The sequence below is a fragment of the Neobacillus vireti genome, from assembly GCF_001026695.1.
Lineage (GTDB): Bacteria > Bacillota > Bacilli > Bacillales > Cytobacillaceae > Neobacillus > Neobacillus vireti.
The window spans coordinates 164,083-178,302 of the sequence record NZ_LDNB01000009.1 but is presented as its reverse complement, the minus strand read 5'-3'; the positions used below and the strand labels follow the sequence as shown (position 1 = coordinate 178,302).

Here is a 14,220-nt window from a genome sequence, read left to right as displayed (position 1 = left end):
TTGCATGTATTAGGCACGCCGCCAGCGTTCGTCCTGAGCCAGGATCAAACTCTCCAATAAGATGAGACTTCCATCGCAGGGCGTTTTTCCCTGCGATGGTTAGTCGAATCAATCGGGCCTTTACAGGCAGTTTATCCGATAGGATATTACTGCCTGTTAGACGCGAGAAAGTTGATTAGCTCATAAAATAAAACGTTGGCTTAGTTTCTAAAAGAAACTTAAAAATATTGTTTGTTGACGTTTTTGTTTGTTTAGTTTTCAAAGATCAATTTTCTCTATCGCTCAAAAGCGACTTTATTATCTTACCAAGTTACCAACTAAAAGTCAATAACTTTTTTCATTTGTTGTTCGCCGTCTCAGTGACGACTTTTCATATATTACAGCATCTCAATAAACAGGTCAATACTTTTTTTAAAAAAGTTTTTGTTTTTTTCTTAATCTCTAAGTGACAGTTTCATATAAACTCATTTTATTGCCACAAATCAATACTATTTGTAGCATCCATTTAAATTAGCTGCAGAAATCCAACTATAAATCTTGAATTATCCCAAATATATTGAGCTGCGAATTGCTCTTTAGATGAAACTTCTTGATGCTCACACGAGTAACAGATATTTTCAGCAACGCATATGACACATTGTCACTTTTTCTATTGACATATGACAGTGTGTCATATACAATCAATTCATCATCAATTGTGACACATTGTCACATGTTAAGATTGGAGGAATATAATTATGCCAAAACAAACATTTTTTCACTTACCTAAAGATAAACAAGACACATTAATTCAAGCTGCTAAAAAAGAATTTTCCCGAGTCCCATTACATGAAGCATCCATTGCCAATATTATCAAAGATGCAGCAATCCCCCGGGGAAGTTTTTACCAATATTTCGAAGGAAAAGAAGATCTATATTATTATCTGTTAAACCAGCTTTCACAGAAAAATAATGACCGCTTTATTGCAACCTTAAAGGAGAAAAACGGAGATATATTTGAAGCTTTTATTGATTCATTTCAATTTATGACTCAGTATCACGGAAATCAAGAACACAAAAACTTTTTTAAAAATGCTTTTTTAAATATGAATTATAAAATGGAAAATACATTAGCTAATAATATTTATGAAGAGAGTCAGAAAAATCAGTATTTAACTATGATTAGCTTAATGAATACCAAAAATTTGAATATAAAAGAGGAACGAGAACTTCATCATATTATTAAAATTTTTATGGCTGTAACTTTTCAAAACCTTGTTCAAATGTTCGTAAGGGATTTAACGGATGAAGAGGCTTTAAAAAATTATATTGAGCAAATGGAGATGCTAAAAAGAGGAATCTATAAGGGAGAACACTAATGAGTTCCCTTAAAGCAGTGAACAAAAAGAGTACCCATTTGGAGAGTATTGTGAAAAAACTTCAAGAACAAGGTATTGACGCACAAATATGCAAACGTCCTAAAATAATCAAAATTTTAACCGAGGAGAAAACAAATATATGAATTCAACATTACAAGAAAGAAAACCACCTTATTTTATGCTTGCGATTCTTTTTGTCGGAGCATTTGTTTCTTTTTTAAATAACTCGCTTTTAAATGTAGCGCTGCCAACTATCATGGTAGATTTAAATATTAAGGATTATTCAACGATTCAGTGGCTTTCTACAGGTTACATGCTAGTTAGTGGGATATTAATTCCGGCTTCGGCATTTTTATTAACACGGTTCTCGAATAGACGTTTATTTATTACATCTATGGCGATTTTCACTTTAGGTACTGCCATAGCAGCCTTTGCACCAAACTTTGGTTTATTACTTACAGGAAGGATGGTTCAGGCAGCAGGCTCTTCGGTAATGGGACCTTTATTAATGAATATTATGCTAGTAAGCTTCCCGCGCGAAAAACGCGGAACTGCAATGGGGATTTTCGGATTAGTTATGATTACAGCCCCAGCAATCGGGCCAACCTTATCAGGTTATATTGTCGAATATTATGACTGGCGTTTACTTTTCGAAATGATTTTACCGTTAGCTGTCATTGGTTTACTGTTAGGGATTTGGAAATCCGAGAATGTAATGAAGCAAAACAAAGATGCTACACTCGATTATTTCTCAGTACTATTATCTTCAATCGGATTTGGCGGTTTGCTGTATGGGTTTAGTTCTGCAAGCTCTGATGGCTGGACAGATAAAGTTGTCTTAACCACTTTAATCGTAGGCGCTATTTCACTCATCACCTTCATTGTCCGTCAATTAAAAATGGACGTACCATTATTGGATTTACGTGTTTACAAGTACCCAATGTTCGCACTTGGCTCTGTCATTTCGATTGTAAACGCAGTAGCCATGTTTTCCGGAATGATTTTAACACCAGCATACGTACAAAACGTAAGAGGTATTACGCCACTTGATTCAGGCTTAATGATGCTACCTGGCGCGATCATAATGGGGATTATGTCACCCATTACAGGTAAACTATTTGATAAATATGGGCCACGGATTCTTGGCATAATTGGGCTTGCCATTACAGCCGTTTCTACTTACATGTTGGCAAACCTGCAAATCGACTCTAGTCACACATATATTATCCTTGTTTACAGTCTGCGCATGTTTGGGATGGCAATGGTGATGATGCCAATTATGACAAACGGCCTTAATCAATTACCAACACACTTGAATCCACACGGTACAGCTGTTAACAATACAGCTCAGCAAGTGTCCGGTTCGATTGGTACGGCTATTCTTGTTACGATAATGAATTCTGTGACGAAAACAAAAGCTGAAAGTTTAATGACCGGTGTTGATCCAACAACCTTTACAGCAGCTACTAAAACTTTATTAACCCAGAAAGCTTTATTAGCTGGAATTCAATATTCATTCTATGTAGCTCTTGGCATTAATATTGTCGCACTACTATTAGTTTTCTTCGTTAAACGTGTGAATGTCAGCAATGAAGTTGAAGGGACGATAAATAAGCAGGGGAAAATAAAAACAAAACCCGCGGTAGATTAACTTAGATAACTATTATAACTTATAGAGCCAACTATCATTATGATAGTTGGCTCCATTTTTTCTTTCCGCTTATAATAATTATTTCATTTTTACAATCGATTAGTCCTTCATCAAATCTATTTTAAACGGAGGTAGCTCCTTGTCCACCATCGATTCTGTAATAAGATCCGCTAATAAATGATGCTTTTTTAGAAGATAAGAATAGCATTAAATCTGCAATTTCTTCTGCAGTTGCGTATCGATTCAAAGGAACTGATGCTTCAAATGCTTTCCTAGCTTCTTCTGCCCTTTCACCCATAGCATTCTTCTCAATTCTTCTCATCATTTCTGTATTTACACCTGATGGAGCAACCGCATTTACACGAACCCCATAATCGGCCATTTCGAGTGATGCTGTTTTATTCAAACCAATGACAGCATGTTTGGATGCAACGTATGCGCTCATTCCTGGGGCACCTAATAAACCGCCATTAGAAGCTGTATTCACAACTGCACCACTCTTTTGCTCTTTCATAATTTGAAGGACATATTTTAAACCGAAGAATACGCCCATTACATTCACTCCAAATACATTTTTGAAGTTTTCTTCTGTTTGCTCCGTTATATTTTTAAATTCACCATTAATGCCCGCATTGTTGATAAAAACATCAATCCGGCCATAGTGATCTTTCGTCTTTTGAACATATTCTTTCACTTCATTTTCACTTGAAACGTTTGCAGTAAGTAATAAAATATCTTTTGCATCAACAGACGCAGCTGCTTTTTCTAGCGGCTCCCTCTTCAAGTCTACTAACGCTAATTTTGCCCCTTCTTTTGCAAATGCTTTTGCAGCAGCAATACCAATACCGCCTGCCGCACCAGTTATTAAAACTACTTTGTTTTCAAAAAGCATAATGATAAACCTCCTATTTTTTATTAAAAATCAGTTGGTGAACCCTCTTAGCACTTCTTAATATTTGGCTGTGTTAAAAATGAATGTTGATTTCATTGTGTTAGAAAAATAAACGGAAAAATTTCGTTTATATTGGGAAATACCCATATTCCGTTAATAATAAAGGGAGTTTTTCCGGTTATATGTTCCAAATCGTTGAATTTTGCCTAATTTAGAGCAGTTAATCGGAATATCTCCGCTTATAATGGCTTCTTAAGCTTCCTCTATAGACATTAGCCGGAAATTCTCCGCTTATGAATGTTCATACCTCCACGAAAATCAACAATGAATTATAACAGATCCTAATATTTATAAGATTGTCCGCCATCGATTGGAATAACGGCAGCGTTGATGAAGTTGGCTTGATCAGATAATAGGAATGCCACCAAATAACCTACTTCCTCAGGTTTACCAAAACGTTTCATTGGGTTTGGCTCAACAAATTGTTTCCCCACTTCTTCCCAGTTGTCTGGATCCATTTGTTTTAATGAACCTTCGACCATCGGTGTCATGATCGCACCTGGTGCAATCGCTTTGATGCTGATTCCGTATTGACCATATTCAATCCCAGAGTTTCTTGTTAATCCGACCACGCCGTGTTTACTAGCTGAATAACCAGATTGGTTTCCTACCCCGCGAATACCACCAACAGAAGCAGTATTAACGATAGAGCCAAAACCTTGTTCTCTCATGACTTTCAATACGTGTTTCAAACCATAAAACACACCATTTAAGTTGACACTAACTACTTTTTGGAACTCATCAGTTCCAAAATCCTCTGTTAGATTTTGTTTTCCTTCGATTCCTGCATTGTTGAAGAATCCATCGATTTTCCCAAATTTCTCAACGGTTTCATTTACATAGTTTTCAACTGATTTTTCATCTGCCACATTCGCAGTGATAAGCAACACTTCTGCGTTTGGTGCAACCTTTAACACTTTACTTTTTGTTTCTTCTAATGAAGCAGGGTTTAAATCTACGAGTGAAAGCTTTGCTCCTTCTTTTGCTACTTGTAAAGCTGAAGCTTGTCCTAAACCAGATCCAGCACCTGTAATTACTATCACTTTTCCATCAAAACGATTGCTCATTGGAAATTTCCTCCCTTTGTTTTCTCCTCAAAGTCTAAAGAGTATTTTTAAAAATACTTTTAATTGTAATATCTCAGATTAAGGGTATATGCCTAAGAAAAGTCAATATTTATACTTTGTCCTCAGGATTTATTATTGAGCCGTATACCCACCATCAACCGTTAAACTATTGCCAGTCATGAATGAAGAATCATCAGAAGCCATGAATAAAACTGCTTTTGCCATTTCTTCAGCTGTACCAAGACGTTTTATCGGTGTGGCTGCAGCTAAAACTTGCTTGCTTTCTTCCGGTATAATCGGTGTATCAATAAAACCAGGGCATAATGCGTTAATACGAATATTTTGTTCTGCATATTCAAGTGCAAGTGAACGTGTTAAGTTGATCACGCCACCTTTTGCTGCGTTATAGGCTGCTGAACCGGGCGACCCAACCCAACCGTACATAGATGCTGTATTAACAATCGTGCCGCCACCTGTTTTTAGCATTTCACGAATGGCTTCACGTGCTACTAAGAAGACACCATCTAAGTCAACATTTACAGTGTTGCGCCATTCTGAGTATTCTAATTCATGTGATGGATGAACACGGCCAATACCCGCATTGTTGAAGACCACATCCACTTTGCCGAACGTTTCAACGGTTTGTTTAAAGATATTTGCGACTTCTTCTTCACTCGTAATATTTGCTTTTATAAAAAGAGCTTCAGCATTAAGTGTTTTCAATTCTGCTTCAAAAGCTTTCCCTTTTTCTTCATTTAAATCAACAAGAACCACTTTGGCTCCTTCTGAAACGAATAAACGTGCTGTCGCTGCCCCAATACCAGATGCTCCACCGGTAATCACGGCTACTTTATCTTGTAATTTTCCCATCCCAAGACCCTCCTAGTATTAAAATTGCCTTACCATATTCTCGAGAAAAATAATAGACAAATTCATGATTTGTACTATTTTGTTCACAATTTAATTGTACTCTTTTGTTCACATTTAACAATCATTAAGATATCATTGAGTGTCTACTTGGTAGACACTTATGATTACTTTGTCTATATTAAGGGAGGTTTATTCATGAATAATGAACAAACTACGACATCTCAACGACAAAATCGGACAAAAATACATTTAAAGCAAGCATTGATTGAACTCATAAAAGAGAAGGGTTACCATGCCGTTACTGTAAAAAACATTGTCGATCATGCAGCTTATAATCGCAGTACCTTTTATATCCATTACCCAGATAAAATTGAATTAGCTGAAGATTTACTTGTTTCCATGCTTCAAGGGTTAGAAGCTTCCGTAGGCAAACCGCATGTACCTGGTCACAAAGTTTATACTGCCACGCTAAATGCACCATCTTTTAATATCGTTTCTTATATCTATAAAAACCGAAATTTTTTTGAACTAATTAACTACGATGACACGTTACCAGGATTACACACACGGTTCCCTCAAACGATTTTAAAAATCTATCAAGAACAATTTATTTTTGAAACAATCAACAATATCCCTGTCAATATGGATTATTTTAAACGTTATACTGCCTACGGCTTTTACGGACTCCTTCATAATTGGATCCAAGATGGCTTCAAAGTAACCCAAGAGGAATTTATCCATGAAGTCATTGATCTAACGAAAACGCATATGTATTCATTTAAATATATTGGAGATCACCAATAAGGGCATGTCAATTTCTAGCTCGAAATCCACGAAAACCTTTAAGTAGAGGAGTTCTACTTCTTATATTATTTTTATAAAACAAAAAGGCAATTGAATGTTTGAATAAATCAAACATTCAATTGCCTAATATAAAAGGACTTTTCAGTGGCACCCGTTAAAGCGGTCGGGGACTGTCCCTATTTTTTCATCTTACTCAGGAACCCATTCGGTCTCAAAGCCTTGATTATCTTTATAAACCTTAAAGTCGCCCGAATTCACGAATAGCCTGAAATCGCCTGATCGATCGTCTCTCGTACAGTAAAAGGCATAATAGGTTTGACCATTGGTATCTAAATCCCCATCATACGCGACAATACTAGCAATGCCTTCAATCTTCTCATTTACAATCGCCATGGCTTTATTTAGAGCTGCATTTTTCTCGTCTTCATCCGTCGTAGCAGGCTGTTCCAAGACGTGATTGACAGCCGGAGTTTCCGTTTGATACGCTTCTTTCATTTCAAGACCGGAAACAAAGTCGGATAAATACCTTTGGAAGTCAGCTCCCCCATTAAATTGGAGAATATCAGGGTGATCATTAACCAGTTCAGCAACCACAGCTAGCATCGCTAAACGATTGGCGATCTCTTCCTCTCTCCACGACTTATCTTCCTTTTCCCCTTTTTCATACTTCTCACGATACCACTTGATTTCATCAATGATGGTACAAACTTGTCCATGAAAATAGAGATCCTCACTTGAATCGGGTATGACGGTCCGAAAACTATTCAAATCAGCTTCTAGCTTATTCATCATGGTAATTGGACTCTTCTTCGTCTGAGAGACAGCATAATACCGTTTCTCAAAATTCATATATAACTTAAGATAGGCCTGATGTGATACTTGGTCTTTTACGTTTCTAAGACTATATATAAGGTCATGACTTGATATGATATGCGGCTTTTCCGTTGCCGTATATGGTGTGGTATTAAAGGCTGGATCGATAGCGTTCACCATCTTAATCACCTTCTCTGGAAAAGCCTTTTTCGGATCCTCATAGACACTCCATGTCCTTAAAGCTTCCACGATACCTGTATTGACCATCACCATATCTTCCTGCTTGGTACATGCTGTTGCTATGCCTGCTAGCATCACAACCATACAAAACCCTAGTACATACTTCCTCACTTTCTATTCCCCCAAAGTTGTCCTATTTCTCTATCAATCGGATTAAACAATAAGATTTTCCAGCTATTTTAATGTAATCGAATCAAACGGTGCACCGGAAAACGCTCCATCACTTCTAGCAACAAATAGTGAGTGATTTCCAATCGTGTAATACAACGTGTACGATGAGTCTATCTCACTCATCCCTTCTTCAGCAGGTTTACCTAAGGCCTGAATCACTTCATCATACGATAGATGTATGACCAATTAATTCATAGGAAACCGCTTGTTCGGCTACTGCTTTTTCCGTCGCTGACATATTCGGATTAAAATCACCCTTACCTACCTTCTGTGAAGAATGAGAGCATGAAGTTAACATAAACAGTAAAATCAGTGCCCCCATCCATTTGTTCCATCTACCCACGAAAATCCCCCTATATTTCTCAAGGTTGTATGTATGTTTGTTTGTATACCTTCCATCTTTATTATTTCGGAATAAACTTCTAATTATTTAGAATAATTAGTCCTTCATCTACCTATGAAGATACGGTAGAATTCCAATCCACAATCAGTCACTCGGGTGGTGACTTGACACCGTAACTATTACAAAAAAAATGCCCCTATAGGTAGACTTTTTGTGTCTACTCTATAGGGGCATTTTAACTATCTGAGTTAGTCTTTTAAGTTTTTAAAATTATATAGGAGCAAGGACAAGGTCCCACTCATGCAGAATGACTTTTGGAATTGCCTCCAATTGTTGTTTTGGAGGTGTCTTTTTGAAATGGATCATACATTTTTTCTTTGATAAACAAAGCTGGAATAATTCCTGCTAATGCATAAGCAACCCCAAGTATGGCTAAACCAAATCCAATTGATTGAGCTTGTGAAATAATGCCAATGCTAACAGGTGCGATCGCAGCACCAAACCGCCCAATGTTATACGCCCCTCCAGCAGCAGTTCCACGAATATGCGTCGGGAAACTTTCACTCATGTACGTACCATTAACCCCGTATGGTGTACCATAAAGAAATCCAAAAATAGTGAGTAAAATAATTATATTACTTGGTGTGTGATACATAATAAGGAATGGCAAGAAAATGGCAGTGGATACACCACCAATGACATATACGGCACGGCGGCCAATGACATCTGCTAACCAACCAGCAAGTATCTTACCAAAAATTAAAGCTGTATAGGTTCCAACAAGATATCCAGTCATCTTTTTGAAATCAAAACCTAAATCCTCAACAAGGTACGTTGGCAGCCATGTTCCTACACCATAAAAACCAAACTGTAAAAAAGTTGAAGTAAAAATCCAGAACAAGAAAATAGTTCTTATTTTTGGGTCTTTAAAGATCATGACCCATTCATTTTTCTTGACCTTTTTAGGTGCTTGTTTTGCTTCTATCCACCCTTGAGGTTCTGGTATCTTACGTCTGATATAAATGGCTAAAACGACAGGTACAATCGATATTAAGTAAAGAGGTCTCCATCCGTAAATTGGCAGGATGGCATTTGCTAATAGGGCTGCCACTAGGTATCCCACTGAATAGGCTGCTTGCAATGACCCTAATATCGTCGTGCGGTTTTTGGTTGGTACATATTCTGCCATAAGCATCATGACGATAGAATATTCTGCCCCTATCCCTAGTGCGGATATAAAACGAATAGCTAGAAATTGCTCGTATGTGTGAACAAGCCCTAGCAATCCAGTACCAATACAGAAAAGGACCAACATATAGGTTGCCATCCTTACCCGACCAAATCGGTCAGATAGCCACCCACCTACGATTCCGCCAAGAGCCATGCCGATTAAAGATAATGTGCTGATAAATCCTGCATCTGCTTTTGTAATTTGGAATTCATCCATTAAACTAGGAATGGTTAATGCTAGCACCTGTATATCCATTCCGTCTACTACGAGACCTAGAAAACAAGCAATAAATACAATAACCCACTTGCGATTTGATTGAGTTTTTTTCATAAATACGCCCCTTTTTTCAAAAAATATTTAAAGCGTTTACATAATTGCAATAAAAATGGCTATCCTAAACGTTACTATCAAAAAAAAATGATAGTGGTTGTTTAAGATAGCCATTTGGTTCACTAGTTTATATTAAAAAAGGTTATTTTTTTAATAGCTAATGAATAGGCGATAACTATTTCGATAATTCTACCTTACATTAATTTTTTGATAATTTCAACACCTTTTTTTTTGAAAGAAAAGTGAAGGTTCTTACGGTTCTTGACGTAAAGCAAGAGAATCCCTATGCTTCACTTCTAAACTTGTAAATTTTCCACTATTGTTGATATACCTAACCCACCTGCGATACATAAGGTTACCAATCCATATTTTTTTCCTGTTCTTTCTAGTTCATGGATTAATTTTGTGAATAGAATGGCGCCGGTTGCGCCGATAGGATGTCCCATTGCAATCGCTCCACCATTCGGATTCACTTTATATGGGTTTAATCCTAATTCTTTCATACACCCAAGAGCTTGAGCAGCAAACGCTTCGTTTAACTCGATGATATCTAGGTCATTTATTGTTAAATCAGTTTGTTTTAGTGCTTTTAATGTTGCATGGACCGGCCCCATCCCCATGAATTCGGGAGAGCATCCGGCTGCTGCTTGGGCAATGATACGCACTTTTGGTTTGTAACCGCGTTTAAGCGCTTCTTCTTCTGACATTATTAGGAGCGCTGCGGCTCCATCGTTACGACCGCTTGAATTGCCAGCAGTTACAGTACCGCCATCTTTAAAAACAGGTTTTAAACTGGCAAGTTTGTCTAACGTAGTTTCTCTTGGATGTTCGTCTACTTTAAATGTAACAGTTCCCTTTCTGCCTTTCATTTCATATGGGACAATTTCCTTTTCAAAATATCCTTTTGTAATAGCATTATGGGCATTCACTTGGCTTCTTAAAGAAAATTCATCTTGTTCTTCTCTGGAAATAGAATATTTTTCAGCAATATTTTCTGCTGTCACACCCATTATTAAATCTCCATATACTTCTCTTGGCTGGGATCCAGGTTGACTAGCGGTATTTGGATCTTTTAATAGAGTATCCCCTGCTTTTATACCGAAACGAACATGGTTCACATAATAAGGGGCTGTACTCATCGACTCAGCTCCACCCGCAATAATGATATCACTTAAACCCGTTTGAATTTGTTGAGCAGCAGAGTTAACTGCTTGAACACCGGAACCACATTGTCGGTGCACTGTGTATGCCGGAACTTCAACCGGAATCCCTGCCCTTAGTGCTGCCACTCTGGCTAAGTTAGAAACATCAGCACTTTGTTTTGCTTGGCCCATGATGACTTCTTCAATCGCATGTTTATCTAAGCTCGTGCGGACAATTAACTCTTCGATTACCTTGGCTCCAAGAAAGTCGACGTTTTCATTTCCAAGTGTCCCGCCTAATTTACCAATAGCTAACCGAACTGAATCTACAATTACAACGCTCTTCACGTTATCATCCCCAGTATGATTAAGTTTATAAAAAGTTATCGTGATATTTTTGATGGGCTACTTTTAAGGCAACGACTAAAGCTTGTTGTGACTGAATTATACAATCATTTTCAACATCCGTAATTAGCGGACTAATGTCTTTGCTAAAGTCTGTTCCTACAATAAGGCGCTTTATATAATCCTTTGCTAACGCTGTGATAAAAGTAGCATCTACATTCACGACAATATGATTTTGTTTATGGATTTCAAGCATTACACCGATTTGTTTATTATTCTCGTACATCGGTGTATTTTGTGGAGCTTTTGCATATGCAGAGATAAAAACAGTTGACAATCCCATTCCTTAACACCCTTTCAAGAGAAAATATAGTTATGCTTTATTTTACCAAAACTCCTGATTGATTATAGGAACTTAATTTAAGCTGTACGAATATTCCCTTGAATAATGCTTCACTTTTTCTAGATCTATTTCCATGCCGAAACCAGGTCCATCCGGAATAACAATTTCAAAGTTGTTAAATTGGATGTCCTTCACGGTAATCCGATCCTTAAATAACATTGGACCAAATAATTCAGTACCGAATTCAAATTCAGGAATCGTTGCATAAACAGAAGCACAGACAGCTGTCCCTAAACTAGATTCAATCATTGTGCCGCCATATAACCCAAAGCCCGCTCCTTCTGCAATCGCGGCTACCTTTTTCGTTTCTATTAACCCGCCGTGTTTACATGGTTTAAGAGCAATTGAATTTCCAAAACGATGCTTGGTAATCTGGTATATTTCTTGGACAGAATTGGCCGATTCATCTGCCATAATCGGCACTTTGAAACGTTCGGTTAATCGAGCCATTCCTTCAACATTCCATGTTGGTAATGGCTGCTCAACCATCGAAACTCCACCCTCTTGTAACGCTTCAATACAATAATTAGCAGTTGTTTCATCCCAAGCCTGATTGACGTCAACTGTTATACGGGCCTGATCACCCACTGCAGCAATGATTTTTATAACATGATCGACATTTTTATAAGGATCCCCTTTACCAATTTTCAATTTAAAGATCTTGTGGCGTTTTTGGCGTAAAAATTCTTTCGCTTCTTCAATATCCTTTACTGTATCGCCGCTTGCTAACGTCCATGCTAGCGGTAAAGAGTCATGAATTTTCCCACCTAATAGTTCATAAGCCGGGATATTTTTGCTTTTTGCCAATAAATCAATCATCGCGGTTTCCACAACCGCTTTTGCAAAATAATTTCCCCTTACTGCTTTCGAAATTTCAAACATGATGTTAGAATAATAAATCGGGTCTTTACCAATTAAATGCGGTGTAATATATTTATCAATATTGGCTTTTATCGCTTCCGGGGTCCCTTCACCGTAAGAAGCACCACCAATGGTTGCAACTTCCGACCAGCCTTCTAAGCCTTCATCATTGATAATTCGGCCCACAACAATCGATTGCTCTACAATTGTATGCATCGCTAACTGATGGGGGCGGACTGTCGGAATATCAAGTATGTATATATCAACTGAACGTATTTTCATCGTCAGACATCTCCTAAACTATCAATAAAATCGGCTTCGGTTTTTTCACGAACCTCTTCGATTGTGACACCGGGCATTAATTCAACCAATCTCAATGTTTTATTTACTACCTCAAATATAGCCAATTCGGTAATAATCTTATCTACACTCCTAGTAGAGGTAATCGGATACGTACATTCTTTTAAAATTTTTCTGCTTCCATCTTTATTTGTGTGTGTCATCGCGAGAATGACTTTTTTCGCCCCTACTAATAAATCCATTGCACCGCCAACACCCATAATATTTTTTCCCGGAACGGCCCAGTTTGCAATCACACCGGTTTGGTCTACTTGAAGTACCCCTAAGATTGCAACATCGATATGCCCGCCGCGAATCATGGCGAATGAATCCGCACTATTAAAATAGGAGGCTCCAATTGCTTCCCCTACTGGTAATTTCCCTGCATTTACTAAGTTGGGATCCATATCTTGTTCTTCTACATCTGTTACACCTAACAGCCCATTTTCTGTATGTAAAAAAACATTTTCATCATGAATATATTCTGCTACCAGAGTCGGGATCCCAATCCCAAGATTGACGATACAGGGACCTTCTAATTCTTTAGCCGCACGTTTTGCGATTAAATGCTGAATTTCTTTTTTATCTACTATTGTTTTTTCTCTGGTACTCATTTGTTTACAACTCCTTCCTTAGTTAATACTTGTTGTGCTTCAACAATATAATCAACGTATAAATGAGGTGTAATAATTTCTTCAGGTGAAAGCTCGCCGGGTTCCACAATTTCATCAACTTCTACAATCACCATATTTGCGGCGGTTGCCATCACCGGATTAAAATTACGGGCTGTTTTGTAATAAGAAAGATTGCCTAATCGATCTGCTTTATATGCACGAATAAGGGCAACATCCGCGCGAATGGCTGGTTCAAATATATACTTTATCCCGTTAATCTCACGTTCTTCTTTACCTTCAGCCAACTGAGTCCCAACACCCGTCGTTGTATAATACCCACCTATACCAGCACCACCGGCGCGCATTGATTCAGCTAATGTACCTTGTGGAAGTAATTGTAATTCAATTTCACCCTTTTGATATTTTTCACCCACATCACGGTTACTGGTAAAATAGGAACCTATCGCTTTTTTTATTTTATTTTGATTTAATAGAATACCTAACCCTTTGCCTGATTCACCAAGGTTATTACTGATGATCGTTAAATCTTTTACGTCCTTCTTTGTCAAACCATCAATTAAGGTTAAGGGAGCGCCTACTAAGCCAAAACCACCAACCATTACGGTATGACCATTTTTAATACAAGATAACGCATCATGAATATCCTGCCTTATATTTGCCATCTC

At 37.6% G+C, this 14,220-nt stretch carries 15 protein-coding genes and 1 rRNA gene; 3 read left to right on the top strand and 13 right to left on the bottom strand.

Annotated elements, in window-relative coordinates:
- A 16S ribosomal RNA gene (locus AA980_RS10590) occupies positions 1-60 on the bottom strand; the annotation flags it as partial.
- Between the two features lie 677 nt (positions 61-737).
- On the opposite strand from AA980_RS10590, the gene AA980_RS10585 reads away from it, so the two are divergent.
- A complete protein-coding gene (locus AA980_RS10585; RefSeq protein WP_024031253.1) occupies positions 738-1,358 on the top strand; it encodes a TetR/AcrR family transcriptional regulator in 621 nt (206 codons plus the stop codon).
- A gap of 139 nt (positions 1,359-1,497) precedes the next feature.
- On the top strand, positions 1,498-3,009 hold the full coding sequence (locus tag AA980_RS10580) for an MDR family MFS transporter (protein WP_024031254.1): 1,512 nt from the start codon (positions 1,498-1,500) through the stop codon (positions 3,007-3,009).
- A gap of 121 nt (positions 3,010-3,130) precedes the next feature.
- Here AA980_RS10580 and AA980_RS10575 read toward each other — a convergent pair whose 3' ends face one another.
- From AA980_RS10575 to AA980_RS10565, 3 genes are all read right to left on the bottom strand, one after another.
- Positions 3,131-3,901 carry an SDR family NAD(P)-dependent oxidoreductase gene (locus AA980_RS10575; RefSeq protein WP_024031255.1) on the bottom strand — a complete coding sequence of 257 codons (771 nt, stop codon included), beginning with the start codon at positions 3,899-3,901 and terminating at the stop codon, positions 3,131-3,133.
- A 341-nt stretch (positions 3,902-4,242) separates the two neighbouring features.
- Positions 4,243-5,028: an SDR family oxidoreductase gene (locus AA980_RS10570; protein ID WP_024031256.1), complete on the bottom strand. Its 786-nt coding sequence runs from the start codon at positions 5,026-5,028 to the stop codon at positions 4,243-4,245.
- A 132-nt stretch (positions 5,029-5,160) separates the two neighbouring features.
- A complete protein-coding gene (locus AA980_RS10565; RefSeq protein WP_024031257.1) occupies positions 5,161-5,898 on the bottom strand; it encodes an SDR family NAD(P)-dependent oxidoreductase in 738 nt (245 codons plus the stop codon).
- Positions 5,899-6,093: 195 nt separating this feature from the next.
- On the opposite strand from AA980_RS10565, the gene AA980_RS10560 reads away from it, so the two are divergent.
- Positions 6,094-6,702 (top strand): TetR/AcrR family transcriptional regulator, encoded by a 609-nt coding sequence (locus AA980_RS10560; protein ID WP_024031258.1) that lies wholly within the window; start codon positions 6,094-6,096, stop codon positions 6,700-6,702.
- Positions 6,703-6,891: 189 nt separating this feature from the next.
- Here AA980_RS10560 and AA980_RS10555 read toward each other — a convergent pair whose 3' ends face one another.
- From AA980_RS10555 to AA980_RS10520, 9 genes are all read right to left on the bottom strand, one after another.
- On the bottom strand, positions 6,892-7,866 hold the full coding sequence (locus AA980_RS10555) for a hypothetical protein (RefSeq protein ID WP_024031259.1): 975 nt from the start codon (positions 7,864-7,866) through the stop codon (positions 6,892-6,894).
- A gap of 63 nt (positions 7,867-7,929) precedes the next feature.
- A complete protein-coding gene (locus tag AA980_RS26895) occupies positions 7,930-8,112 on the bottom strand; it encodes a hypothetical protein (protein ID WP_152681127.1) in 183 nt (60 codons plus the stop codon).
- Entirely contained in the window at positions 8,090-8,269 is a 180-nt protein-coding gene (locus tag AA980_RS10550) for a YajG family lipoprotein (protein WP_034725460.1), read from the bottom strand. The genes AA980_RS26895 and AA980_RS10550 overlap by 23 nt, the downstream gene beginning before the upstream one ends.
- Positions 8,270-8,567: 298 nt before the next feature.
- Positions 8,568-9,830, bottom strand: a complete 1,263-nt coding sequence (locus AA980_RS10545; RefSeq protein ID WP_024031260.1) for an MFS transporter — start codon at positions 9,828-9,830, stop codon at positions 8,568-8,570.
- A 296-nt stretch (positions 9,831-10,126) separates the two neighbouring features.
- Positions 10,127-11,320 (bottom strand): thiolase family protein, encoded by a 1,194-nt coding sequence (locus AA980_RS10540; protein ID WP_024031261.1) that lies wholly within the window; start codon positions 11,318-11,320, stop codon positions 10,127-10,129.
- Positions 11,321-11,345: 25 nt separating this feature from the next.
- Positions 11,346-11,660, bottom strand: a complete 315-nt coding sequence (locus AA980_RS10535) for a DUF3870 domain-containing protein (protein ID WP_024031262.1) — start codon at positions 11,658-11,660, stop codon at positions 11,346-11,348.
- Positions 11,661-11,732: 72 nt separating this feature from the next.
- Positions 11,733-12,863, bottom strand: coding sequence for a muconate cycloisomerase family protein (locus AA980_RS10530; RefSeq protein ID WP_024031263.1), 1,131 nt, complete (start codon positions 12,861-12,863; stop codon positions 11,733-11,735).
- Between the two features lie 2 nt (positions 12,864-12,865).
- The gene (locus AA980_RS10525) at positions 12,866-13,534 is read right to left on the bottom strand and encodes a 3-oxoacid CoA-transferase subunit B (protein ID WP_024031264.1); all 669 of its coding nucleotides are present in this window, start codon (positions 13,532-13,534) and stop codon (positions 12,866-12,868) included.
- Positions 13,531-14,217 carry a CoA transferase subunit A gene (locus AA980_RS10520; protein ID WP_024031265.1) on the bottom strand — a complete coding sequence of 229 codons (687 nt, stop codon included), beginning with the start codon at positions 14,215-14,217 and terminating at the stop codon, positions 13,531-13,533. Before AA980_RS10520 ends, AA980_RS10525 begins: the two co-directional genes overlap by 4 nt.
- Between the last annotated feature and the right edge of the window lie 3 nt (positions 14,218-14,220).